Origin of the sequence: Sphingomonas oligophenolica (genome assembly GCF_006438955.1) — a bacterium.
Lineage (GTDB): Bacteria > Pseudomonadota > Alphaproteobacteria > Sphingomonadales > Sphingomonadaceae > Sphingomonas > Sphingomonas oligophenolica_A.
Genome location: NZ_RCZK01000004.1, coordinates 35,262 through 58,321, shown reverse-complemented (window position 1 = coordinate 58,321; position 23,060 = coordinate 35,262). Strand labels below are relative to the sequence as shown.

At 67.2% G+C, this 23,060-nt stretch carries 20 protein-coding genes and 1 pseudogene; 12 read left to right on the top strand and 9 right to left on the bottom strand.

Features of this window, described 5'->3' with window-relative positions; all coding sequences use genetic code 11:
- The first annotated feature begins 6 nt into the window (after window positions 1-6).
- The 3 genes from rsmI to gshB all read left to right on the top strand — a co-directional run bounded on the left by rsmI (window position 7) and on the right by gshB (window position 2,316).
- On the top strand, window positions 7-849 hold the full coding sequence (gene rsmI / locus EAH84_RS06320; protein WP_140869448.1) for a 16S rRNA (cytidine(1402)-2'-O)-methyltransferase: 843 nt from the start codon (window positions 7-9) through the stop codon (window positions 847-849).
- Window positions 846-1,226, top strand: a complete 381-nt coding sequence (locus tag EAH84_RS06315; protein WP_140869445.1) for a YraN family protein — start codon at window positions 846-848, stop codon at window positions 1,224-1,226. Before rsmI ends, EAH84_RS06315 begins: the two co-directional genes overlap by 4 nt.
- 133 nt (window positions 1,227-1,359) lie before the next feature.
- Complete coding sequence (gene gshB, locus EAH84_RS06310) at window positions 1,360-2,316, top strand: glutathione synthase (RefSeq protein ID WP_140869442.1); 957 nt, start codon at window positions 1,360-1,362, stop codon at window positions 2,314-2,316.
- On the opposite strand, the gene EAH84_RS06305 is transcribed toward gshB, so the two are convergent.
- Window positions 2,313-3,200 carry a tyrosine recombinase XerC gene (locus tag EAH84_RS06305; protein ID WP_140869439.1) on the bottom strand — a complete coding sequence of 296 codons (888 nt, stop codon included), beginning with the start codon at window positions 3,198-3,200 and terminating at the stop codon, window positions 2,313-2,315. The genes gshB and EAH84_RS06305 overlap by 4 nt on opposite strands.
- A 148-nt stretch (window positions 3,201-3,348) precedes the next feature.
- Between EAH84_RS06305 and EAH84_RS06300 the strand changes: the two genes are divergently transcribed.
- The 3 genes from EAH84_RS06300 (at window position 3,349) to EAH84_RS16070 (ending at window position 8,494) form a co-directional block, all read left to right on the top strand.
- A complete protein-coding gene (locus EAH84_RS06300; protein WP_140869436.1) occupies window positions 3,349-5,517 on the top strand; it encodes a primosomal protein N' in 2,169 nt (722 codons plus the stop codon).
- A gap of 63 nt (window positions 5,518-5,580) precedes the next feature.
- Entirely contained in the window at window positions 5,581-7,122 is a 1,542-nt protein-coding gene (locus tag EAH84_RS06295) for a hypothetical protein (protein WP_140869433.1), read from the top strand.
- A 199-nt stretch (window positions 7,123-7,321) separates the two neighbouring features.
- Window positions 7,322-8,494 carry an acyltransferase family protein gene (locus tag EAH84_RS16070; protein WP_140869430.1) on the top strand — a complete coding sequence of 391 codons (1,173 nt, stop codon included), beginning with the start codon at window positions 7,322-7,324 and terminating at the stop codon, window positions 8,492-8,494.
- Between the two features lie 14 nt (window positions 8,495-8,508).
- On the opposite strand, the gene EAH84_RS06285 is transcribed toward EAH84_RS16070, so the two are convergent.
- From EAH84_RS06285 to EAH84_RS06265, 5 genes are all read right to left on the bottom strand, one after another.
- Entirely contained in the window at window positions 8,509-8,760 is a 252-nt protein-coding gene (locus tag EAH84_RS06285) for an ATP synthase F1 subunit epsilon (RefSeq protein WP_140869426.1), read from the bottom strand.
- Between the two features lie 44 nt (window positions 8,761-8,804).
- Entirely contained in the window at window positions 8,805-10,277 is a 1,473-nt protein-coding gene (gene atpD / locus EAH84_RS06280) for a F0F1 ATP synthase subunit beta (protein ID WP_140869423.1), read from the bottom strand.
- Window positions 10,278-10,300: 23 nt separating this feature from the next.
- Window positions 10,301-11,179 carry a F0F1 ATP synthase subunit gamma gene (locus EAH84_RS06275; protein WP_140869420.1) on the bottom strand — a complete coding sequence of 293 codons (879 nt, stop codon included), beginning with the start codon at window positions 11,177-11,179 and terminating at the stop codon, window positions 10,301-10,303.
- Window positions 11,180-11,255: 76 nt separating this feature from the next.
- Complete coding sequence (atpA, locus tag EAH84_RS06270; RefSeq protein WP_140869417.1) at window positions 11,256-12,785, bottom strand: F0F1 ATP synthase subunit alpha; 1,530 nt, start codon at window positions 12,783-12,785, stop codon at window positions 11,256-11,258.
- A gap of 3 nt (window positions 12,786-12,788) precedes the next feature.
- On the bottom strand, window positions 12,789-13,358 hold the full coding sequence (locus EAH84_RS06265) for a F0F1 ATP synthase subunit delta (protein WP_425326443.1): 570 nt from the start codon (window positions 13,356-13,358) through the stop codon (window positions 12,789-12,791).
- Window positions 13,359-13,581: 223 nt separating this feature from the next.
- Between EAH84_RS06265 and ada the strand changes: the two genes are divergently transcribed.
- The gene (gene ada, locus EAH84_RS06260; protein ID WP_140869414.1) at window positions 13,582-14,661 is read left to right on the top strand and encodes a bifunctional DNA-binding transcriptional regulator/O6-methylguanine-DNA methyltransferase Ada; all 1,080 of its coding nucleotides are present in this window, start codon (window positions 13,582-13,584) and stop codon (window positions 14,659-14,661) included.
- Here ada and EAH84_RS06255 read toward each other — a convergent pair.
- Window positions 14,625-16,136, bottom strand: a complete 1,512-nt coding sequence (locus EAH84_RS06255) for a S1C family serine protease (RefSeq protein ID WP_140869411.1) — start codon at window positions 16,134-16,136, stop codon at window positions 14,625-14,627. The two genes, ada and EAH84_RS06255, sit on opposite strands and share 37 nt — an antisense overlap.
- Window positions 16,137-16,253: 117 nt before the next feature.
- Between EAH84_RS06255 and EAH84_RS06250 the strand changes: the two genes are divergently transcribed.
- The 5 genes and pseudogenes from EAH84_RS06250 to EAH84_RS06225 all read left to right on the top strand — a co-directional run bounded on the left by EAH84_RS06250 (window position 16,254) and on the right by EAH84_RS06225 (window position 22,212).
- Entirely contained in the window at window positions 16,254-17,789 is a 1,536-nt protein-coding gene (locus EAH84_RS06250) for a CpaF family protein (protein ID WP_140869409.1), read from the top strand.
- A gap of 5 nt (window positions 17,790-17,794) precedes the next feature.
- Entirely contained in the window at window positions 17,795-18,079 is a 285-nt protein-coding gene (locus EAH84_RS06245; protein ID WP_140869406.1) for a hypothetical protein, read from the top strand.
- A 29-nt stretch (window positions 18,080-18,108) separates the two neighbouring features.
- Window positions 18,109-19,470, top strand: a pseudogene (locus EAH84_RS06235) (DUF6311 domain-containing protein).
- A gap of 97 nt (window positions 19,471-19,567) precedes the next feature.
- On the top strand, window positions 19,568-20,767 hold the full coding sequence (locus EAH84_RS06230; protein ID WP_140869397.1) for a hypothetical protein: 1,200 nt from the start codon (window positions 19,568-19,570) through the stop codon (window positions 20,765-20,767).
- 2 nt (window positions 20,768-20,769) lie between these two features.
- Complete coding sequence (locus EAH84_RS06225; protein ID WP_194150366.1) at window positions 20,770-22,212, top strand: hypothetical protein; 1,443 nt, start codon at window positions 20,770-20,772, stop codon at window positions 22,210-22,212.
- Here EAH84_RS06225 and EAH84_RS06220 read toward each other — a convergent pair.
- Window positions 22,202-22,405 carry a hypothetical protein gene (locus tag EAH84_RS06220; protein WP_140869394.1) on the bottom strand — a complete coding sequence of 68 codons (204 nt, stop codon included), beginning with the start codon at window positions 22,403-22,405 and terminating at the stop codon, window positions 22,202-22,204. The genes EAH84_RS06225 and EAH84_RS06220 overlap by 11 nt on opposite strands.
- A 4-nt stretch (window positions 22,406-22,409) precedes the next feature.
- Window positions 22,410-22,973: a polyhydroxyalkanoate synthesis repressor PhaR gene (gene phaR, locus EAH84_RS06215; RefSeq protein WP_140869391.1), complete on the bottom strand. Its 564-nt coding sequence runs from the start codon at window positions 22,971-22,973 to the stop codon at window positions 22,410-22,412.
- Between the last annotated feature and the right edge of the window lie 87 nt (window positions 22,974-23,060).

Here is a 23,060-nt window from a genome sequence, read left to right as displayed (position 1 = left end):
CCCCTTGTGAACACGCTCGTAAACCCTCTTCACCCCGGCCTCTACATCGTCGCGACCCCGATCGGCAATCTCGGCGATCTGTCGCCGCGCGCCGCCGACATTCTCGCGCGCGCCGACGTGATCGCGGTCGAGGACAGCCGCGTCACCGCGGGGCTGCTCCGCCATATCGGGGTCAAGCGCCACATGACGCCGTATCACGACCACAATGCCGAGGGGGTCCGCCCCGGCTTGATCGCGCGGATGGCGACCGAGGCGGTGGCGCTGGTCTCCGACGCGGGTACCCCGCTGATTTCCGATCCCGGCTTCAAGCTGGTCCGCGACGCGCGCGCCGCGGGGCATCTGGTCGTGACGATCCCCGGCCCCTGCGCCGCGGTCGCCGCGCTGACGCTCGCGGGGCTGCCGACCGACCGCTTTCTGTTCGCGGGCTTTCTGCCGCCCAAGGAAAAGGCGCGCGCCGACGCGATTCGCGAGATCGCAGCCTTGCGTGCCACGCTGGTATTCTACGAATCGGGTCCACGTCTCGCCGCGTGCCTCGCGACGCTCGCTGCCGAACTCGGGAATCGCGACGCCGCGGTGACCCGCGAGATCACCAAGAAATTCGAAGAGGCGGTCACCGGCACGCTCCCAACGCTCGCCGCACGCTATGCCGACGCGCCGCCCAAGGGCGAGATCGTCATCGTCGTCGCCCCCCCCGGCGACGCACCCCCCGCCAGCGACGCCGACGCCGACGCCGCGCTGGCAGAGGCGCTCACCCGCCTTTCGACCGGGCAAGCGGCCAGCGAGGTCGCCAAGGCGCTCGGGCTCGACCGCAAGACGCTCTACGCGCGAGCGCTCGCGCTGAAGGCATGACTCCGCGAAACCTCCAGCAACGCCGCGCCGCCGAAGCCTCGGGGCGCCGCGGCGAGCGCCTCGCGGGTTGGTGGCTCCGCCTCAAGGGCTGGCGGATCCTCGATCGCCGCGTCCGCACCGCGGCGGGCGAGGTCGACATCGTCGCGCGCAAGGGCAACCTCGTCGCCTTCATCGAGGTCAAGACCCGCGCGACCGCCGCCGAGCTCGATGTCGCGATCGACGAACGCCGCCTCGCGCGCGTCGCCGCCGCCGCCGAAGTGCTGATGCCGCGCTACGCCGGGGCGGGCGACGACATCCGCGTCGACGTCATCCTGATCGCACCGGGCACCCGCCCGCGGCATATCGAGAATGCGTGGATCGGATCGCGGATCGGGTGACGGCGGCGTCGGCATATCGTGACAACGGACGATACCGCGCCTACCTGCCCCCGTTCGCCCTGAGCTTGTCGAAGGGCGCGACCCACACGGCGGGCTTCGACAAGCCCAGCCCGAACGGAAATGGGAACGATCGATGAGCCTCACCGTCGCCGTCCAGATGGACCCGCTCGCAGACATCAACATTGTCGGCGATTCGAGCTTCGCGCTGATGCTCTCGGCGCAGGCGCGCGGACACCGGCTGTTCCATTACGCCGCCGAAGACCTCAACTACCGTGACGGCCGGGTCTGGGCGCGCGCGCATCCGGTCACCGTCCAGCACGTTGCGGGCGATCATTTCACCATTGGCGAAGCAGTGAATCTCGATCTCGGCACCGACGCCGACGTCGTGTTGATGCGCCAGGATCCCCCGTTCGACCTCGGCTACATCACCGCGACCCACCTGCTCGAGCGGATCGCGGACCAGACGCTGGTCGTCAACGACCCCGCCAGCGTCCGCAACGCCCCCGAAAAGGTTTTCGTCCTCGATTACGCGCTGTTCATGCCGCCGACGCTGATCACCCGCAGCCTCGACGAAGCGCGCGCCTTCCTCGCCGAACATGGCGCGATCGTGATCAAGCCGCTCCACGGCAACGGTGGCAAGGCGATCTTCAAGGTGGAGCGCGACGGCGCCAATCTGTCGGCGCTGATCGAGGTCTTCAACATGACCTGGCGCGAACCCCACATGGTCCAGGCCTTCCTCCCCTCGGTCGCCAACGGCGACAAGCGCATCGTCCTCGTCGACGGCGAGATCGCGGGCGCGATCAACCGTCTCCCCGGCGCGGGCGAAATCCGCAGCAACCTCGCGGTCGGCGGGTCGGCGGAAAAGACCGAGCTGACGCCCCGCGAACGTGAAATCTGCGCCGCGATGGGGCCGGAACTCAAGAGGCGCGGGCTGATCTTCGTCGGCATCGACGTGATCGGCGGCGAATGGCTGACCGAGATCAACGTCACTTCCCCGACCGGGATCGTCGCGATCGAAAATTTTGATGGCACCGACGTCGCGGGCATGATCTGGGACGCGATCGAAACGCGGGTCGCGGCGCGCGCCTAAGCCCGCGGGTGTGCATTCCGGTACACGTCCATCAGGTGCGCCGCATCGACTGCGGTGTAGATTTGCGTCGAACTCAGGCTCGCGTGCCCGAGCAGCTCCTGTAGTGCGCGCAGGTCGGCGCCCCGGCCCAGCAGATGGGTCGCAAAGCTGTGGCGCAAAGCATGCGGGGTGGTCCGCGTGCCGAGACCCAAATGCGCACGCGCCGTCCGCACCGACTTTCGCACCACGCCCGGCGATAAGGTCCCGCCCTTCGCACCGCGAAACAACGCGTCGTCCCGCGCGATCGGCCACGGGTTCTGCGCCGCATATAGCTCGATCGCCGCGCGCACCTGCGGCAGCAGCGGGACGATCCGGGTCTTGTCGCGCTTGCCGGTTACTCTGAGCGTCTCCCCCAGCGGCAGGATCGCGCCGGTCAGCGCCAGCGCCTCGCCGATCCGCAATCCCGCGCCGTACAGCAGCAGCAGCACCGCCCAGTCACGCGCGCCGATCCACGGTTCGGCGGCATCCTCCGCCACCTCCTCGGCCAGCGCCACCGCCTCGTCGGGGGAGATCGGGCGCGGCACCCCCTTCTTGACCCGCGGCCCCTTCAGCCGGGGGCCTGGCTCTTCGGGATTGGCCCAGGCGAGGAACCCCCGCACCGCCGACAATTCGCGCGCCGCCGAGGCATTGCCCAACCCCTCGCCGCGCCGCTTGGCGAGATAGGCGCGCAAATCCGCCGCAGTGATCCGGGTCAGCACGGCGCGATCGATCGCTTCGCCCCAATGCTCGGCCAGAAACGCCGTCAGCCGCGCCGCGGTCCCGCGATAGGCGCGCACGGTGTGCGCCGACCGGCGTCGGTCGCGCGCCAGATACTCGGCATAGTCACGGGCGAGCGGGTGGATCATCGCCGCGACGCTAGGCGCATTCGCCGACCCAGTCAGCCGCCCGGTTGTAACAATCGGCAAATGGCGCCGCGGCGACCGGCGCAGCGGCGCAGCGGCGCAGCGGCGCCTGGCTTCACGCGCGCGCCTCCGCCCCCCATATGAAGGCGGCATGTCCCGCGCCCGCATCCTCATCCTCAATGCCGCGCTCGGCCCGCTCGATTATCGTGTGCCACCGGGCATGCACGTCGAGCCGGGCTCGATCGTCATCGCCCCGCTTGGCCCGCGCCAGTTGCTCGGCGTCGCGTGGGAGCCCGACCGGATGCCGTCCGACGCGGAGGTCGGCGACAACCGGCTCCGCAATCTGCTCGCCGTCGCCGACGCCCCGCCACTTGGCGCGGCGCTGCGCCGCCTCGTCGAATGGACCGCCTCCTATTATCTCGCCCCCCCTGCCGCCGTGGTCCGGATGGCACTCGCCTCGACCTCCGCGCTCGAAGGCGCGCGGACGATCACCGAATATCGCGCGACCGGCGAGGTGCCGACGCGCCTCACCCCGCAGCGCGAGCAGGCACTCGAACGGATCGGCGACCGCCAGGGCCTGATCCGCGAACTCGCCAGCGTCGCCGAGGTCAGCGACGCGGTGATCCGCGGCCTCGTCAAAATCGGCGCGCTGGAACCGGTCGCGGTCGACATCGACAGCCCCTATCCGGTTCCCGACCCAGCATTCGGCGCGCCGACGCTCTCGCCCGAACAGCAGGCGGCCGCCGCCACCCTCATTGCCGGAGTAGCCGCGCGCGCCTTCGCGCCGACGCTGCTCGACGGCGTGACGGGATCGGGCAAGACCGAGGTGTATTTCGAGGCGATCGCCGAGGCGATCCGAACGCGCCGCCAGACGCTCGTGCTCCTCCCCGAAATCGCGCTCACCGAACCGTTCCTGCGCCGCTTCCACGACCGCTTCGGCTGCGATCCGGTGCCGTGGCATTCCGGCCTCCGCTCGTCACAACGCCGCCGCGCGTGGCGCGCGCTCGCGAGTGGCGCGGCGCTGGTGACCGTCGGCGCGCGCTCGGCGCTGTTCCTGCCCTATCGCAACCTCGGCCTGATCGTCGTCGACGAGGCGCACGAGACCAGCTTCAAACAGGAAGAGGGCGTCCATTATCACGCGCGCGACGTCGCGGTGATGCGCGGCAAGTTCGAGGGCTGCCCGGTAATTCTCGCCAGCGCGACCCCCGCGATCGAGACCCGACAACAGGTCGCGCTCGGCAATTACGCCGAGCTCCAGCTTCCCGCGCGGTTCGGCGGTGCGCAGATGCCGACGATCGAGGCGATCGACCTGATCGAACATCCCCCCGAACGCGGCCGCTGGCTCGCGCCCAAACTCGTCGCCGCGATCGAGACGACGCTGGCGAAGGGCGAACAATCGCTGCTGTTCCTCAACCGCCGCGGCTATGCCCCGTTGACGCTGTGCCGCACTTGCGGCCACCGCTTCCAATGCCCCAATTGCACCGCGTGGATGGTCGAGCATCGCCTGACGCGCCGCCTCGCCTGCCATCATTGCGGGCATATCGAGCCGACCCCGCGGGTCTGCCCCGAATGCCAGGGCGAGGACACGCTCGTCGCCTGTGGCCCGGGCGTCGAGCGCATCGCCGACGAGGTCACCGCGCTGTTCCCCAATGCGAAGACCGCGATCGTCACGTCCGACACGATCTGGTCCCCCGCCAAGGCCGCCGAGTTCGTCGCGCGGATGGAGGCGCGCGACATCGACATCGTCGTCGGCACCCAGCTCGTGACGAAGGGCTATCATTTTCCCAATCTCACGCTGGTGGGAGTGGTCGATGCGGACCTCGGCCTCGAAGGCGGCGATTTGCGCGCCGCCGAACGCACCTTCCAGCAGATTCGCCAGGTTTCGGGGCGCGCGGGCCGTGGCGAGAAACCCGGCCATGTCTTCATCCAGACCCATAGCCCCAAGGCGCAGGTGATGCAGGCGCTGATCACTGGCGACGCCGATGCCTTTTATACAGCGGAGACCGACGCGCGCCGCGACGCAGGCGCGCCGCCGTTCGGGCGCTACGCCGCGATCGTGGTATCGTCGGAGGACCAGCCCGCCGCGCACGAGATCGCGATCGCGATCGGCCGCTCGGCCCCGCGGATCGACGGCATGGCGGTGTACGGCCCCGCCCCCGCGCCGCTAGCGATGCTCCGCGGCCGCCACCGCTACCGCCTGCTCGTCCACGCCCGGCGCGCGCTCGACGTCCAGGACGTGATCCGCGACTGGCTGCGCGCCGTGGAATGGCCAAGCAAGGTGCGCGTCACCGTGGACGTCGATCCCTACAACTTTCTGTGAGCTATCTTGAACCGGTTGTTGCTGCCGTCTAACCTACGCTAAAGCTTAGGGGGATTGGGGATCGTGCGTTTAAAGTTCATTGCTGCGCTGGTCAGTGCACTCATTGGTTCGACCGCGGCGCAGGCCGACTGGTACCGGGCAACGTCCAACCATTTCATCGTCTATTCGGACGACAGCCTGGAGGACGTCCGAGACTATACCATGCGGCTCGAACAGTTCGACCAGGCGATCCGTGCCTGGCATGTTGCGCCGCAGGACAAACGCGGCGCGTCCGCGCGCGTGACGGTCTTCGTCGTCGACACGACCAACGATGTTGCCAAGCTGGCGGGACATGACGGCGTCGCAGGATTCTACCGCCCGGTCGCGGGTCAATCCGTCGCCTTCACGCCCCGCAACGGCAGTGGAGACCTCGGCGCACGCGCGATCCTGTTCCACGAATACACGCATCACTGGATGCTGACGAACTGGACCGATGCGGCGCTGCCACCCTGGTTCGTCGAGGGCTTCGCCGAATTGCACGCGACAGCCTTGTTCCGCGGTAACCAGATCATCTTCGGCGCCGTCCCGGCGTATCGCAAATATACCATCGGGCAGATGAACGCGCTGCCGATGAGTCGCTTGCTGCGGTTCGATCCGGGGAAGCTTAGCGACGTCGAACGCGATGCGCTCTACCGCCACGGCTGGGCCTTGACGCATTACCTGACGTTCGATCCCGACGGCCGGAAGCGGCTCGCCGGCTATATCGGCGCGCTAAACGGCGGCAAGGCGGAAGATCCGGCCGCGTTAATCGGCAACGGCGCCAACATGGACCTCAAGATCGACCAATATGTTCGGCGACCGCGGCTGCCGTCGTCTGCAATCGACCTCGACACATTGTCGATCGGGTCGATCGAGGTAACGAAGCTGACACCCGCCGAAAGCACGACGATGCCCGCGATGATCGCGTCGAACGCCGGCGTGAGCAAGAAGAATGCGGGCGATGTCGCCGCGCTCGCCCGGCGGCTCGCCGCGCCCTATCCTGACGACGCCTTCGCGCAGAACGAGCTTGCCGAAGCCGAGTTCGACGCGTGCGAAATCGACGCCGCCGCAAAGGCTGCATGCTATTCCCGGGCCGCAGCGGCCGCCGACCGGGCGTTGGCCGCCGATCCGCGTTCGGTCCACGCGCTCGATTATCGCGGGATGGCGGATACTGCGGCGCTGGTGAAGGACAAGATCACCGACCCCACCCGCTGGGCTGCGGCACGCCAATGGTATTTGCGCGCCAACAAGGTCGCGACCGAAATGCCGCAACCGTTGATCGCCTATTACGACAGCTTTGGGCAGGCCAACGAAAAGCCGACCGCCAACGCGCAGGCCGCGTTGCTCTACGCTTACGCGCTGGCGCCCTATGACGGCGATGTGCGGCTGAAGGCGACGCGTGTGTATCTGGCGCAGGGCAAGCTTGCCGAGGCGCGGACCGCGATCACGCCGGTTGCGTACAACATCGAGGAGCGCGCGAAGGCGACCTATGCCAAGAAGGTCCTGACCGCACTGAACGACCAGGGCGCCGACGCCGCGATCAGCGTTTTCGATGCGACCCCGGCCCCGAAGGACGAGGAGCAATAAGGCCCAGTACGGCGCGCACGAGATCGCGGTCACGGTCGGTCGGTCGGCCCCGCGCATCGACGGCATGGCGCCCCTGCGTCGTATCGATGCTCCGCGGTCGCCATCGCCACCGCCTGCTGGTCCACGCCCGCCGCGCACTCGATGTCCAGGATGTAGTCCGCGACTGGTGCGGCGCGGTCGAATCGCCCGCCAAGGCAGGGTGACGGTCGACGTCGATCTTTATAGCTTCCGCCTAACTTACCGCGCCTTAACCGCGAGCGTCTATTGCGCGGAAATGGGACCCGCCAGGATAGCGCCGATCCAGTGGCTGCGCGCGATCGCAGCAACGCTAGTGCTGATGATGCACGGCGGGGAGTGGATCGCGCGGACGCCGCTTCCGATCAGGGCTGACTTCGTCCCTTCCGTGCCCAATCTCGTCACGTTCGGTGCAAGTGGCGTTGACCTGTTCTTCGTGATCAGCGGATTCGTGATGGCGCACACGGTGTCGGGAGGTGATGGTGGATCGTGGCAGTTCCTAGCGTCACGCTGGCGGCGGATCGGGCCATTTTTCGTGTTGATGACGATGATTTTCTTGGTCGTGGCAGACGAGCCCTTCACCACCCGGAGCCTGTTAACGGCGCTGACGATCGTGCCCGTGTTCGACGGTACCCATTATCACGCGCCTGCGCTGATCGTCGGCTGGACGCTGGCGTTCGAATTCTCTTTTTACGCGCTTGTAGCGATCACGATCCGATTCGGTCGGAGTGCGGGCACGATACTGCTATTGACCCTGACGGCAGGGGTAGCGGGCACTCAATTTCACCCCGATTGGGTGCCGCTTAAAATCCTGATCAACCCGCTCCAGCTCGAATTCGCACTGGGCGTCCTGGTCTGGATGATGTGGCGCAGCGGCTGGACTCGAAAGCTGGCCGCCCCGTTTCTCGTCATGGGAATCGCGCTGCTGGCGATCGGTATTGCAATGAGCCTCGGGCTGTCCGTGAACGCTTTTTTCACGGCCGCCGTCGATGGTACAGCAGGTCTTGCGCGCACGTGGAGTTGGGGATTGCCCTGGGCGATGGTCGTCGCGGGAATCATCGACACCCGATCAGAAAGCCGGATCGCCCGGGTGATCGCCAAACTGGGTGACGCATCCTATGCGACGTATCTCATCCATCCTAGCCTGCTCATCATGCTGGCGGCCATCGCTGCGGCATTACCCGCAATCGGCGCAGTCGGCTATGTTCTGTCGATCATCGTCATATCGAGCGGCATCGGGTTGGCTGTCCATATGGTGATCGAGAAGCCTCTACTTGCAAGCATTCGCAAGGGCCCTCGCCCCCTATGGCCACGCTCCGCCGCAAGGCGGCACATTCCCGCTTCGCCAAACGCGTAACGGGCCGCGGCCTCCTACCCCACGTGTTCGGCCAGGATGGTGAGCCCCTTGTCGTTGACCTCGGCAAAGCCGCCGCGGATCGCGAGCAGTTCGGGTTCGCCCTTTTCGGTGCGATAGATCGACAGCGCGCCGTCGCGGATCGTCGACATCACCGGCGCGTGATGCTCCAGCACGCCGAAATCGCCCTCGGTGCCCGGCACCGTAACCATGTACACGTCCTCCGAGCGGACCAGCTTTTCGGGCGTGACGAGTTCGAAATGCAGCATGAGAAATCTCCCCCCTCCCTTAACAGCGAGGGGCAGTTACTAAGTTACGCTTCCTGCGCCATCTTCTCGGCCTTGGCGATGGCCTCGTCGATCCCGCCGACCATGTAGAAGGCGCTTTCGGGCAGATGGTCGTATTCGCCGTCGACCACCGCCTTGAACGATTTCACGGTGTCTTCGATGCTCACGAACTTGCCGCTGATGCCCGTAAAGACCTCGGCGACGTGGAACGGCTGGCTCAGGAACTTCTGGATTTTCCGCGCCCGCGTCACGGTCAGCTTATCCTCTTCGGACAGCTCGTCCATGCCCAGGATCGCGATGATGTCCTGCAGGCTCTTATAGCGCTGGAGCAGCGACTGGACCGCGCGCGCGGTATCGTAATGTTCCTGGCCGACGACGCGCGGCTCGAGCACGCGGCTCGTCGAATCGAGCGGATCGACCGCGGGATAGATGCCGAGTTCCGAAATGGCGCGGTTGAGCACGGTCGTCGCGTCCAAGTGGGCGAACGAGGTGGCCGGTGCCGGATCGGTAAGATCGTCCGCGGGCACATACACCGCCTGGACCGAGGTGATCGAGCCCTTGTGGGTCGAGGTGATGCGTTCCTGCAGCGCACCCATGTCGGTCGACAGCGTCGGCTGATAGCCCACCGCCGACGGGATCCGGCCGAGCAGTGCCGACACTTCCGCGCCAGCCTGGGTGAAACGGAAGATGTTGTCGACGAAGAACAGCACGTCCTGCCCTTCGACGTCGCGAAAATATTCCGCGATCGTCAGGCCCGACAGCGCAACGCGCGCGCGCGCGCCGGGGGGCTCGTTCATCTGGCCGAACACGAGGGCGACCTTCGATCCTTCCGACTGGGGGTTGCCGTCGGCATCCTTGGCGATGACGCCCGCATCGAGGAACTCGTGGTACAGATCGTTGCCCTCACGGGTCCGCTCGCCGACGCCCGCGAACACGCTGGTGCCGCCGTGGCCCTTGGCGATGTTGTTGATCAGCTCCTGGATCAGCACGGTCTTGCCGACGCCCGCGCCGCCGAACAGGCCGATCTTGCCGCCCTTGGCATAGGGGGCGAGCAGATCGATCACCTTGATGCCCGTCACGAGGATGCTGCTCTCGGTCGACTGGTCGACGAACAGCGGCGCGTCGGCGTGGATTGGCAGCGTCAGCTCGGCATTGACCGGGCCGCGTTCGTCGATCGGCTCGCCGATGACGTTGAGGATGCGCCCCAGCGTCTTGGGGCCGACCGGCACCCGGATCTGGCTGCCCGTATCGGTGACGTTCTGGCCGCGGGTCAGCCCCTCGGTCGCGTCCATCGCAATCGTGCGCACGGTGTTCTCGCCGAGGTGCTGCGCGACCTCGAGGACGAGGCGGTTGCCGTTGTTGTCGGTCTCGAGCGCCGACAGGATCGCGGGCAAATTGTCGGGAAAATGCACGTCGACGACCGCACCGATGACCTGCGAGATCGTGCCGACGTTGTTGCTGGTCGCCTTCGGGGCGAGGGTATCTGCGGCGGTGGCCATGTTCGCTTCCTTGCTTCGAATTCTTAGAGCGCTTCGGCGCCCGAGATGATTTCCACCAGCTCGGTCGTGATCGCGGCCTGGCGGGTGCGGTTGTACTGGATCGAGAGGCGGTTGATCATGTCGCCCGCGTTGCGCGTCGCATTGTCCATCGCGTTCATCCGGCTGCCCTGTTCGGACGCCGCATTCTCCAGCATTGCGCGGAAGATCTGAATCGCGATATTGCGCGGCAGCAGGTCGGCGAGGATCGCTTCCTCGTCGGGCTCATACTCGACCGCGGCCATGCCGGTGCTCGCGGTCGCGGCACCCTCCGGCAACGCGACGGGGATAATCTGCATCCCGGTCGGGATCTGGACCAGCGCCGACTGAAATTTCGCGTAGAACAGATGCGCGATGTCGAATTCGCCCGCCTCGAACCGCGCGATCAGGTCCTCGGCAAGGCCCTGCGCGTCGCTGAACGCCACCTTCTTGATTCCGCCGAGTTCATAATCGGCAGCGACCTGGGTCGGGTAGAAACGCTTGAGCACGCGCCCCTTCTTGCCCGCGAGGTAGAATTTCACGGTCTTGCCGTTGCGTTCGAGCTCCTCGGCCTTTTTGCGGGCGGCGCGGACGATGTTGGTGTTGAACGCGCCCGCGAGCCCGCGTTCCGAGGTCGCGACGACGATCATGTGGACGTCGTCCTTGCCGGTGCCCGCGAGCAGCTTCGGCGAGGATTCGCTCACCGTCACCTTGCTGGCAAGCCTGGCCATCACCGCTTCCAGCCGCTCGGCGTAAGGACGCCCGGCGACCGCCGCCTCCTGCGCGCGGCGCAGTTTCGCGGCGGCGACCATCTTCATCGCCTTGGTGATCTTCTGCGTCGACTTCACCGAGCCGATGCGGATCTTGAGGGCCTTGAGTGATGCCATCGTCTTCTTTCTTGTGTCCCCGCGAAGGCGGAGACCCAGTCTGGGCTCCCGCCTTCGCGGGAGCACATGCTAGCTTTTAAGCAAACGTCTTCGCGAACGCGGCGAGCGCGTCCTTGAGCTTGCCCTTGGCCTCATCGCCCAGGTCGCGGGTGTCGCGGATCATCGTCAGCACGTCGGCGTGGTTGGCGCGCATGTCCGCCAGCATCGCGGCTTCGTAGCGGGTCACGTCGCCGACATCGACGGTGTCGAGATAGCCGTTGGTGCCCGCGAAGATCGACACGGTCTGCTCCTCGAACGGCATGGGGCTGAACTGCGACTGCTTGAGCAGTTCGGTCAGCCGCGCGCCGCGGTTGAGCAGCTTCTGCGTCGAGGCATCGAGGTCCGACCCGAACTGCGCGAACGCCGCCATCTCGCGATACTGCGCCAGCTCGAGCTTGATGCTGCCCGACACCTTCTTCATCGCCTTGGTCTGCGCGGCGGAACCGACGCGGCTCACCGACAGACCGACGTTGATCGCAGGCCGGATGCCCGCGAAGAACAGGTCGGTCTCGAGGAAGATCTGGCCGTCGGTGATCGAGATCACGTTGGTCGGGATGTACGCCGAGACGTCGCCCGCCTGGGTCTCGATGATCGGCAGCGCGGTAAGCGATCCGCCCCCGTTGGCGTCCGACATCTTCGCCGCGCGTTCGAGCAGGCGGCTGTGGAGATAGAACACGTCGCCGGGATACGCCTCGCGGCCCGGCGGACGGCGCAGCAACAGCGACATCTGGCGATACGCGACCGCCTGCTTGGACAGATCGTCATAGACGATCAGGGCGTGCATCCCGCGATCCCGGAAATATTCGCCCATCGCGACGCCGGTATAAGGCGCGAGATACTGGAGCGGCGCGGGCTCCGACGCGGTTGCCGCGACGACGATGGAATATTCCATCGCGCCGTTCTCTTCGAGCGTCTTGACGATCTGCGCCACGGTGCTGCGCTTCTGGCCGATCGCGACATAGATGCAATAGAGCTTCTTGCTCTCGTCGTCGCCCGCATTGGCGTTCTTCTGGTTGATGAACGTATCGATCGCCACCGCCGACTTGCCGGTCTGGCGATCGCCGATGATCAGTTCGCGCTGGCCACGTCCAACCGGCACGAGCGCGTCGATCGCCTTCAGGCCCGACTGCATCGGCTCGCTGACCGACTGGCGCGGGATGATGCCGGGTGCCTTGACCTCGACGCGGCTGCGTTCGGTCGTCAGAATCGGCCCCTTGCCGTCGATCGGGTTGCCAAGGCCGTCGACAACGCGCCCGAGCAGTTCCTTGCCGATCGGCACGTCGACGATCTTGCCGGTCCGCTTGACGACGTCGCCTTCCTTGATCTCCGAATCCGACCCGAAGATCACAACGCCGACGTTATCGGCCTCAAGGTTCAGCGCCATGCCCTGCACGCCGTTCGAGAATTCGACCATCTCGCCGGCCTGGACATTGTCGAGGCCATAGATGCGGGCGATGCCGTCGCCGACCGATAGCACCTGGCCGGTTTCGGAGACTTCGGCCTCGGAACCGAAATTGGCAATCTGGTCCTTGATGACCTTCGAAATTTCTGCGGCGCGGATATCCATGATTTAGCCTTTCATCGCGCTGGCCAGCGCATTCAAACGGGTACGGATCGACGAATCGATCATGTGTGAACCGATGCGGACGACGAGTCCGCCAAGGATAGCAGGGTCGACGCTGAGATCGACCGACACGTCGCTGCCGACGCGGGCGCGCAGCTGCTGCTTGAGCTGATCGACCTGGCCATCGTCGAGCGGGTGCGCCGACGTGACCTCCGCCGCGACTTCGCCGCGATGTCGTGCGACGAGCTGGCGGAACGCGCGCATGATCTGCGGCAGCTGCCCGAGACGGCGGTTTTCGGCGAGCACGCCGAGAAAATTGCGTGTGGTATCGTCGACCCCAAGCGCGGACGCGGTCGCCGCCATCGCCTTGGCGGCGTCACTGCGCGATACCAGCGGGCTGGTCGTCAACGTCCTGAAATCGTCCGATTCGGCCAGCGCATCGCGGACCGTCGTCAGACTCTTCTCGACGGTATCGATACCCTTGGCGTCGTGCGCCAGTTCGAACAGCGCGAGCGCATAACGCCCGCTCAAGCTCGCCTGTATCGCGCCGCCAGCTAGACCGCCGGATATCTCCACGGAACCGAATTCCTCGTCATCAACGGGTTATCCCGGGTCCCCTGAAAGCTACGCCCCCGGGTTCCCCTTTCCCCATGCGAACGGGTGCGCAGCGACCTGCGCGTCCGACGGGTTGGCGGGCGGTTAGCATCGGGTGCCGCGTGATGCAACCCGACCAAGCGCGCGCACTTTGGTCGCAAGCCGCGGGATGTGCGCGCCAAGCCGGACGGCTATATCCTCCTTCATGGACGACATCGACCCTATCGCCGCCACCGGCATCGATTCCGCCGTCGCGTGGTCCGCATTCGAACGCCGCGACCGGTCGTATGACGGGCAGTTCGTCGGCGCGGTGAAGACCACCGGCATCTATTGCAAGCCGAGCTGCCCCGCGCGGCACCCGTTGCGCGCGAATGTCGCTTTCTATCCCACCCCCGCCGCGGCGCGCGCCGCCGGGTTTCGCGCGTGCCTGCGCTGCAAGCCCGACGAGATCGGACGCGACCGGGTCGCGGTGGCCGCCGCGGTGGCGCTAATCGAATCGGCGGCGCCACCGGTCGGGCTCGACGCGCTCGCCGCGCAAGTCGGCTATGCCCCGCACCATTTCCACCGCCTGTTCAAGCGCGCGACCGGGGTGACCCCCGCCGCCTATGCGCGCGGGCTGCGATCGACCCGCGCCGCGACGGCGCTGCACACGGAGGCCAGCGTGACCGAGGCGATCTACGAAGCGGGCTATTCCGCCCCCAGCCGATTCTATGACGGCGGCGCGAAACGGCTCGGGATGACGCCGAGCGCCTGGGCACGCGGCGGCGCGGGGGTGACGATTCGCTGGACGATCACCGCGACCAGCCTGGGGCCGCTGTTCATCGCGGCAACCGACAAGGGGCTGTGCCGGGTATCGTTCGACGAGGATGCCGCCGCGCTCGCCGCGCGCTTCCCCCACGCGGAGATCGTACCCGGCCGGAACGCGCTGGCCGACCTCGCCGCGCGCGTCGTCGCCGCGGTCGAATCACCCGAACGCGACCATGATCTGCCGATCGACGTCCGCGGCACCGCGTTCCAGGAGGCGGTGTGGCAGGCGCTCAGGACGATTCCGGCGGGCGAAACCCGGACGTACAGCGAACTTGCCGCGATCGCGGGGCGCCCCGCCGCGGTGCGTGCGGCGGGGACCGCGTGCGGCGCCAACCCCCTCGCGGTGGTCGTGCCGTGCCACCGCGCGCAGCGCACCGACGGATCGCTCGGCGGCTATGCCTATGGATTGGACCGCAAGCGCGCGTTGCTGGCGCGCGAAGATCAGTGGGCTGGCGCGGACGCCGGCGCGCAGGAATAGACCAGCTTTTCGTTGGGGAGTGGCGGCAACGCGGCGCGGATCGCGTCCTCCTGTTGCGCCAGCCGGTCGGCGGCGGTCGGGGTGGCGGTGCAGGTCTTGGCACCCCCCTGCCCGCGCAACTTGCGCATCGCGTCCATCTGCGCCGACGACAGCAGGTAGCGCGTGTCGCTGTAGATCTGTCGTGCCGGATCGAACGCCAGCGTCGACACCGTCGGTTCGTCGTCGGGCACCAGCGTCCGCTCCCACCGCGCGCCATGATCGAGATATTGGGTGCGACCGTTGACGCAGCCATCGGCGTGCCATTGCAACCGCACGTCGGCGGCGGACGACACGGTGACGCGGCTGCGCTCGGGAATCAACGAACAGACCAGCGGCGCGGTCGGAGGCAAGGCCGCCGCCGCGACGATGCTAGACGACGCCAGTGGCCGGTCGACCGCGTCCGACGGTCGCAGGACGAAGGTCAGCACCGCGACGATCATCAGCCCCGCCCCACCCCCAACCGCCCATCGCGCGCGGCGGCGGTCGCCCTGCGTTTCGAGCAGCCCCGCCGCGCCGACGCCGAGCGCGCCGAGGACGAGCAGCAGCCCGGCGATCCCCATCACATTTTCGCGCGCGCGCTCGGCGTCGGTGCGCGCGGTGGCCAGCATGGCCTCATGCGCCAACGCCGCGCGCGCCGCGGCGTCGCGGGTCGCGGTCGCGGCATCGGCGGCGGCGCGCGCGTCGGCTTCGCTGTCCTGGCGCAACCGATCCTCGATTGAGGTACAGGGCACCGCCACGCTCGCGAACGGCTGTTTCGCCTCGCGCAGGAAATCCTCGACCTCGCTGTCCGCGATCGCGAAGCCGAAGGTCGAATCGCCATCCTCGGCGCGGGTGATCGCGGAATTGATTCCGATGACGCGCCCGCACCGATCGAGCAGCGGGCCGCCCGAATTGCCGCGCGCGATGTTCGCGGTGTGGAGCAACACATCGATCCCGCTAAGCGTGCGGCGGCCCGAGAATACGCCCTCCGATCGCACCGGGGTCTGCGGCCGGATATAGTCCGCCGCCGAGCGCGCGGTCGCGACGTCGACGTTGCCGGGATAGCCCAGCGCGACCACCGCCTCGCCGTCGTCGACCTTGCCGGTAAAGAAGGTCGCGCGCGGCAACGCCACCCCCTTGAACTCGATCAGCGCCAGATCGCGCTCGGAATCATAGCCGACGACCTTGCCCTGATAGGATTTGTCGCCCTCCGACGGCACCACCCCGATCACGACATTGTCGGGATAGCGATCCGCGAGTTCCATGACGTGCGCGTTGGTGACGATGCGGTTGGGCGCGACCGCGACCCCGCTGCCATGGCCGAACCCGACGACCTGCCCGTCGACCACCGCGATGGTGACGACGCGTACCACCCCGCGTCCCGCGGCGCCGATATCGTCCGCCGCCGCGGGACTGGCACAGCCCAGGATGGCGAGGATCGGGAACAGCCAGCGCATCGCCGTTCTCGAACGCGAGGCGACCCGGCATGTCAAGGCGGCAGCCCCGGCCAAGTTGGTTAGTAAAATGTCAAACCTTCCTGCCTACCCCTTCACCGCGACCTTGAGGGAATTGGCATGAGCGCGTTCGGACGTCGGAACGGAATGGGAGGCGGACAGCCGGCACGGCCGGCGTTCGGGGTCGCGCGACCGATGCAGGGCAGCGGTGGCCAGCGGCCCGACGCCGATGCCGCGCCCGGATCTCAATTCCCCCCGATCGATTCGCTCCCGCTGCCGGGCGAAGCCGACGGCGCTTACACCAGCGAGATGGTCGGCCACTCCGATGCGATGCAGCGGTTGTCCGATCGCCAGAACGCCAGTGGCGAGGCAGGCAACAGTCGCGTCGAGGGCTTCGAGCAATCGATCCACAAGATCAAGGAACAGGTGCTGCCGCGCCTGCTCGAACGCGTCGATCCCGAAGCCGCGGCGACACTGGGCAAGGACGAACTCGCCGAGGAATTCCGCCCGATCATCGGCGAAGTGCTCGCCGAACTGAAGCTGACGCTCAACCGCCGCGAACAATTCGCGCTCGAAAAAGTGCTGGTTGACGAACTGCTCGGCCTGGGGCCACTCGAGGAACTGCTCGCCGATCCCGCGATCACCGACATCATGGTCAACGGCCCCGAGCAAACCTATGTCGAGCGCAAGGGCAAGCTCGAACTCGCGCCGATCCAGTTCCGCGACGAAGAGCATCTGTTCCAGATCGCGCAGCGGATCTGCAATTCGGTCGGCCGCCGCGTCGACCAGACCACCCCGCTTGCCGACGCGCGGCTCAAGGACGGCAGCCGCGTCAACGTGATCGTGCCGCCGCTGTCGTTGCGCGGCACCGCGATCTCGATTCGTAAATTCTCCGCGAAACCGATCACGCTCGACATGATGGCGGGCGGCGGTTCGATGAGTCCCAAGATGGCGACCGCGCTGAAAATCGCGGGCGCGAGCCGGTTCAACGTCATCATCTCGGGCGGTACGGGCTCGGGCAAGACCACGATGCTCAACGCGTTGTCGAAGATGATCGACCCGGGCGAGCGCGTGCTGACGATCGAGGACGCCGCCGAATTGCGGCTTCAGCAGCCGCACTGGCTGCCGCTCGAAACCCGCCCCGCCAACCTCGAAGGTCAGGGCGAGATCAGCATCCGCGACCTCGTCAAGAACGCGCTGCGGATGCGCCCCGATCGCATCATCCTCGGCGAAATTCGTGGCGCGGAATGTTTCGACATGCTCGCGGCGATGAACACCGGCCACGACGGCTCGATGTGCACGCTCCACGCCAACTCCCCGCGCGAGGCGCTGGCCCGCATGGAGAATATGGTAATGATGTCGGACATCAAGGTGCCCAAGGAAGCCATCAGCCGCCAGATCGCCGATTCGGTCGAGCTCATCATCCAGGTCAAGCGCCTGCGCGACGGGTCGCGCCGCGTCACCGACGTGACCGAGGTGATCGGGATGGAAGGCCCGGTGATCGTGACGCAGCAGCTCTTCAAGTTCGAATATCTCGACGAGAGCGCCGACGGCAAGATCATCGGCGAATACCGCTCGATGGGCCTGCGCCCCTACACGCTCGACAAGGCCAAGCAGTTCGGGTTCGACCAGGCGTATCTCGAAGCCTGTCTGTAAGCAGGATGCATCCCGCAACCATCGACACCGGTGCGCTGGGGCGGAGTCCGATCGGCCCCTTCCGCCGCACGTTCGCGGCGTCAGGCCAACGCCGCTCGCTGGCGCACCTGGTTGCGCCCGTCCTTCTCCTCTTGTTGCCGATCTTCTTTTTCGTCGCCTTCTTCCATCCGGCGACGCTGCAGATCGGTAATGCGGGCTGGCTGCTGGCGGGCGACTACAACAGCGACAATGGCGAAAACGCGCTGGGGCCCACGCGTATTGGCACGACCGGGCGGCGGGCGCATCGTTGAGGACCACGCTGCTGAACGCCCCCGATGGGGTGCCGGTGCTGTTCACCGACAGCAATCCCCTGATGACCCTTGCGGCCAAACCAGTTGCGGCGATGCTGCCGGTCGACGCACAATTCGTCGGTCTCTTCATCCTGTTGAGCCTCGTCCTTCAAGCCGTATTCGCGTGGCTGCTGCTCCGCCACCACGCCCCGGGGGCCGTGGCGTTGTGGGCAGGCGTCATCCTGCTCGCCTTTCCTCCGACACTCGCCAACCGGTTCATTCATGCCAATCTGATGGCGCACTGGACGATATTGGCGGCGTTATGTCTGTATCTTCACCCCGAACGCGGCCAGCGGCTACGATAGTGGGCCGCGCTGATCGGCATCACTGCGCTGATCCACAGTTATCTGCTGATCATGGTCGGCGCGATCTGGGCATCGGCGATGATGGCGCGCTTCGTCGACGGGTCGCGCGCGACCAGGCTTGCGACGCTGGGGCAAGGCGTCGTCGTACTCGCCTTGGTGGCCACGCTGGCGCGGTGGCTCGGCGTCGGGGGCCAAATGACGACCGGGTCCTTCGGTCACTTTTCGATGCCGCTAGACGCCTTGTGGAATCCCGGTCTCGACGCGTTCTCGACATTGTTGCCCAGCCACGACAGCAGAGGCGGCGACTGGTTCGAGGGCTTTCAGTATCTCGGCGCGGGCGGGCTGCTGCTCGTTGCCGCGGCGCTCGTGATCGCTCGGCGCCTGCCCGCCCAGGTCGGCGAGCGCGACGTTGCGCAGCGCCTCCGCGGTCTGGCACCCGCGCTGATCGTCCTCACCATTCTCGCCATCGTCCAGATGCCGCTGTCGACCGGCATCTTGGCAGTACTCGATCCCATTCGCGCATCGGGTCGGCTGTTCTGGCCGGTCGGTTATGTGCTCGTCTTGATCGCGATCCTGGCGGTGTTTCGCCTGTCGCCGCAGCGCGCCGGCCTCGCGTTGATCGCGATGGTCGCGCTTCAAGCCGCCGATCTGGCGGGGATGGCAAATACGATCCGCGACCAGAGTAAAACCGCTGACCAGCGTCGCCTCTACCATCGCACCCGCGATCCGCGCTGGGAGCAACTGATCGATCGGTCGTCGTCGGTCGCCTTCATGCCCGGTGACGTGACGCGCGATCTTGGCCTGTTTCAAGAAGTTGCCTGGCGCGCAATCAATGCCGGACGCCCCCTCACCAACGTCTATGCCGCGCGGGTCAGCCGGGTCACGGCGCAGCGGTTGCGCCGGGAACGCGCCGCATTCGATCGGGGCGAGCTCGTTCCGGGCCGGTTGTATATCGTGCTTGCTGGAGCCGCGGTTCCTGCCGCCGCGGCCGCGAACACACGTCAGTTGGATGGTGTAACCGTGGTTGCTCCCATCCACGCTCGATAATCGCGCAAAGGGAACAATCGGATCGGCTGTGGCCGATGCCGACCGCGCCGACGGCATTTCTATCGCAACGGTGATTCAGCCGCTAATGACGACAGCGATGACTCACCTGTTCCCGATTGCCCTCCTACTGTCGTCCGCCGTACCGGTCGCTGCCACGCAAAACCCGCCGGTCGATGGTGCGATCACGCTCGCCCCCGATACCGAGACGCGTTGGGTGCCGTTCGACCTCACCCCCGGCAACCAGATCCGCTTTCAGATGAGCGTCGACGGCAAGCCGGTCACCGCGATCCTCGATACCGGGGTCAGTTATTCGGTGCTGGCGAAGCGATCCGCGGTGGTCGACGCCACGCGGATCAAGGCGAACGGGACCGCGACCGCGATCGGCGGGGCGGTGCCGATCGGCTGGCTCGCGACGCGGACGATCGCGATCGGCGGGCTCGCGCGGACCGGCGGGGGGCTCAGCGTCGCCGAACTGCCCGCGCTGGCGACCGGCAGCGCGACCGCGGTCGACCTGCTCGTCGGGCGCGACATCACCGGCGGGCAGGCGCTCGATATCGATTTCCCCAACCGCCGGTTCCGCCTGCTGGCGGCGGGGCGGATGCCGTTCCGCGGCGCGGTCGCTCCGCTCGCAATCTCGCCGGGACGCCACCTCTACGAAAGCGCGATCACGCTCGGCGGACGGCGCCTCGCGCCGATCGTCATCGATACCGGCGACGGGTCGACGATCACGATTGCCGACAGCGCGTGGCGCGCCGCCGCGCCGCGCGGGATCGACACCACCAGCGCGGTGTCGTTCGGGCTGGCCGGTCCCACCGTGACGACGATGGCGATCGTTCCCGACGTCCGCGTCGGCGGCAACGCGGGGCGCGACGCCGAAGTCCGGGTCGAGCCGCAGGGGGGGTTTTCCGACACCATCGGGGTCGCGGGGCGGATCGGGTCGGGGTTCCTCCAGCGCTATCGCGTGCTGCTCGATCCGGTCGCCGGCCACATGGTGCTCAGCCCCGGCAAGGACGCCGACGACCCGCCGCTGCGATCGACCAGCGGGCTGCTCGTCGGGATCGAAGCCAGCGCGACTCCCGCGCGGCTCAAGGTGCTCCACGTCATGCGCGGTGGCCCCGCGCAGGGGATGGGCTGGCGCGACGGCGACGAAATCTGCTCGGTCGATGGCCAGTCGATCGCGACCGATTATGCGTCGAGCCCGCTCGCGCGCTGGTCGGTCGGGGTGCCGGGCCGCGTCGTCGAACTCGGGCTGTGCGGCGGCGCGACCCGCGCGCTGACGCTGCGCCGCTTCTACTGACGATGACCCGCGCCCGCTGGCAGGGGGTGGGAATGATCCTGCTCGCCGCGATCCTGCTGCGGGTCTGGGACGTCGGCAATCCGGTGATCCATGTCGACGAGCAATATTATCTGCTCGTCGGCGACCGGCTGCTTCACGGCGCGATCCCCTATGTCGACATCTGGGATCGCAAGCCGATCGGCTTGTTCCTGATCTATGCCGCGATCCGGTTGCTGCCCGGTGACGGCATCGTCGCGTATCAGCTGGTCGCGATGGCCGCCGCGGCGCTCACCGCGCTGTTGGTCGTCAGGGGCGGGCGGATGCTCGGCGCGACCGCGCGTGGCGCGACGGTGGCGGGAATCGCGTATCTCATCCTGCTCGAACTCCTCGGCGGACGCGGCGGACAGGCACCGGTGTTCTACAACCTGCCCGTCACCGCCGCCGCCTTGCTGACGCTGCGGCTGCCCAACCTGGCGGAACGCCGCGATGGACGCGCGATCGTCGCCAACGGCCTGCTCGCCTGCCTGTTCGCCGGGCTCGCGATCCAGATCAAATATACCGCTGCGGTCGAGGGCGCGTTCGTCGGCATCGCGCATCTGTGGTTCCTGCATCGCGCGCGCGCCAGATGGGGCCCGATCGTCGGGGCGGCGATCGGCTGGGGCCTCGTCGGGTTGGCCCCGACGCTTTGCGTGGTCGGCTGGTACGCGGCGCACGGTGACCTCGCCGCCTTCTGGTTCGCCAATTTCGCGTCGATCGGGTTGCGCGCGGGCTATCCGGCGGGGCAGCTCGCGATGCGGCTGCTTGGGATTCTCGCGCAAATCCTCCCGTTGATCGTGGGCGCGGCGCTGGCGTGGCGGTGGCGCGTCGCGCCAGCCCGCCACCGGATCGCGCTCGCGTGGCTCGCCGCGGCGGTCGTCGGGTTCGGCGCGATCGGCACCTTCTTCGCTCATTACGCGCTGCCGCTGGTCGCGCCGCTCGCGATCCTCGCTGCGGTCGCGCTCGGGCGATCGACCTGGCTGCTGGTCGCGACGCTGGTACTCGGGCTCGGGCTATGGGGTATAGAGCTGGTGGTCCGGCCCGACGATGCGGCGGGCGCACGCGCGGTGGCGCACGTCGTCGCAGCCAACCACCGGGGCGCGTGCCCCTATGTCTTCATCGGCGACACCATCACCTATCGGCTGGCGGATGCCTGCGTGCCGTCCGCCTATGCATTCCCCAATCTGCTCGCCTATTCGACCGAACAGGGCGCCACCGGAATCGACGAGGCCGCGGAGGTCCGCCGGATCCTGGCGACGCGCCCGCCGCTGATCGTGACGTCCGACCGGCGGCTGTCGATCTGGAACCGCGCCAGCGTGACCGCCGAACAGCGCGCGCTCGCCACCGATTATCGACCGGTGCTGCGCGTCCCCCGCAGCGGGTGGCACAGCTGGGTCTTCCTGCGCCGCGACTTGGCGTTCAGGCGTTGAGCGCGATGGTGCCGAGCATCGCTGCGACGATCAGCCCGAGCATCTGCACCGTCGGCCAGTCGACCACGCCGATCCGGTCGAGATCGACGCGCCGCTTGCGCCGCCAGTCCGCAACTCCCGCCAGCACCGCGACGGCGAGCGCCGCGGCCGCGGCGATCCACCAGCGCAGCGCGGCAGGATCGATCCCGCGCATCGGCTCAGTCGCCCAGCTTCTCGATCTTTTCGTTGAGCCGCTTGAGCTCGGCCTTCAGCGCCGCGATCTCGTCGTCCTTGCTCGGCGCTGCCGCGGTAGCCGCATCGCCCCCGCCGGGGGTGCCGCCCGGCTTGAACGCCTGCGACGCGGCTTCGAACATCGCCAGGTTGCGCTTGGCAATATCCGCGAACGGCGAATTGGCGAACGCCCCCTCGACCGCACTCTTGAATTGTTGATGGTTGCGGCGGAAGCTGTCCATCGACGCCTCGAGATACCCCGGCACCATCGTCTGCATCGAATCGCCGTACATCGAGATCAGCTGGCGCAGGAAATTGACCGGCAGCATCGTCTCGCCGCGGCTTTCCTCCTCCATGATGATCTGGGTGAGCACATTGTGCGTGATGTCGGCATCGGTCTTCGCATCGACGACCTTGAACTCGCGGCCCGCGCGCGTCATCGCGGCGAGATGGTCGAGCGTGATGTAGGACGATGTCTCGGTATTGTAGAGGCGCCGATTCGCGTATTTCTTGATGATGACGACACCGTCGCCCGCGCCCTGCTTTTTCATACGGTTCCCCATCCGTGACTGATCGCATCCCTAGACCCAACGATACCGCACTGCAACACGGGCCAAGGCCGCTGCCGCTGTTCCTCG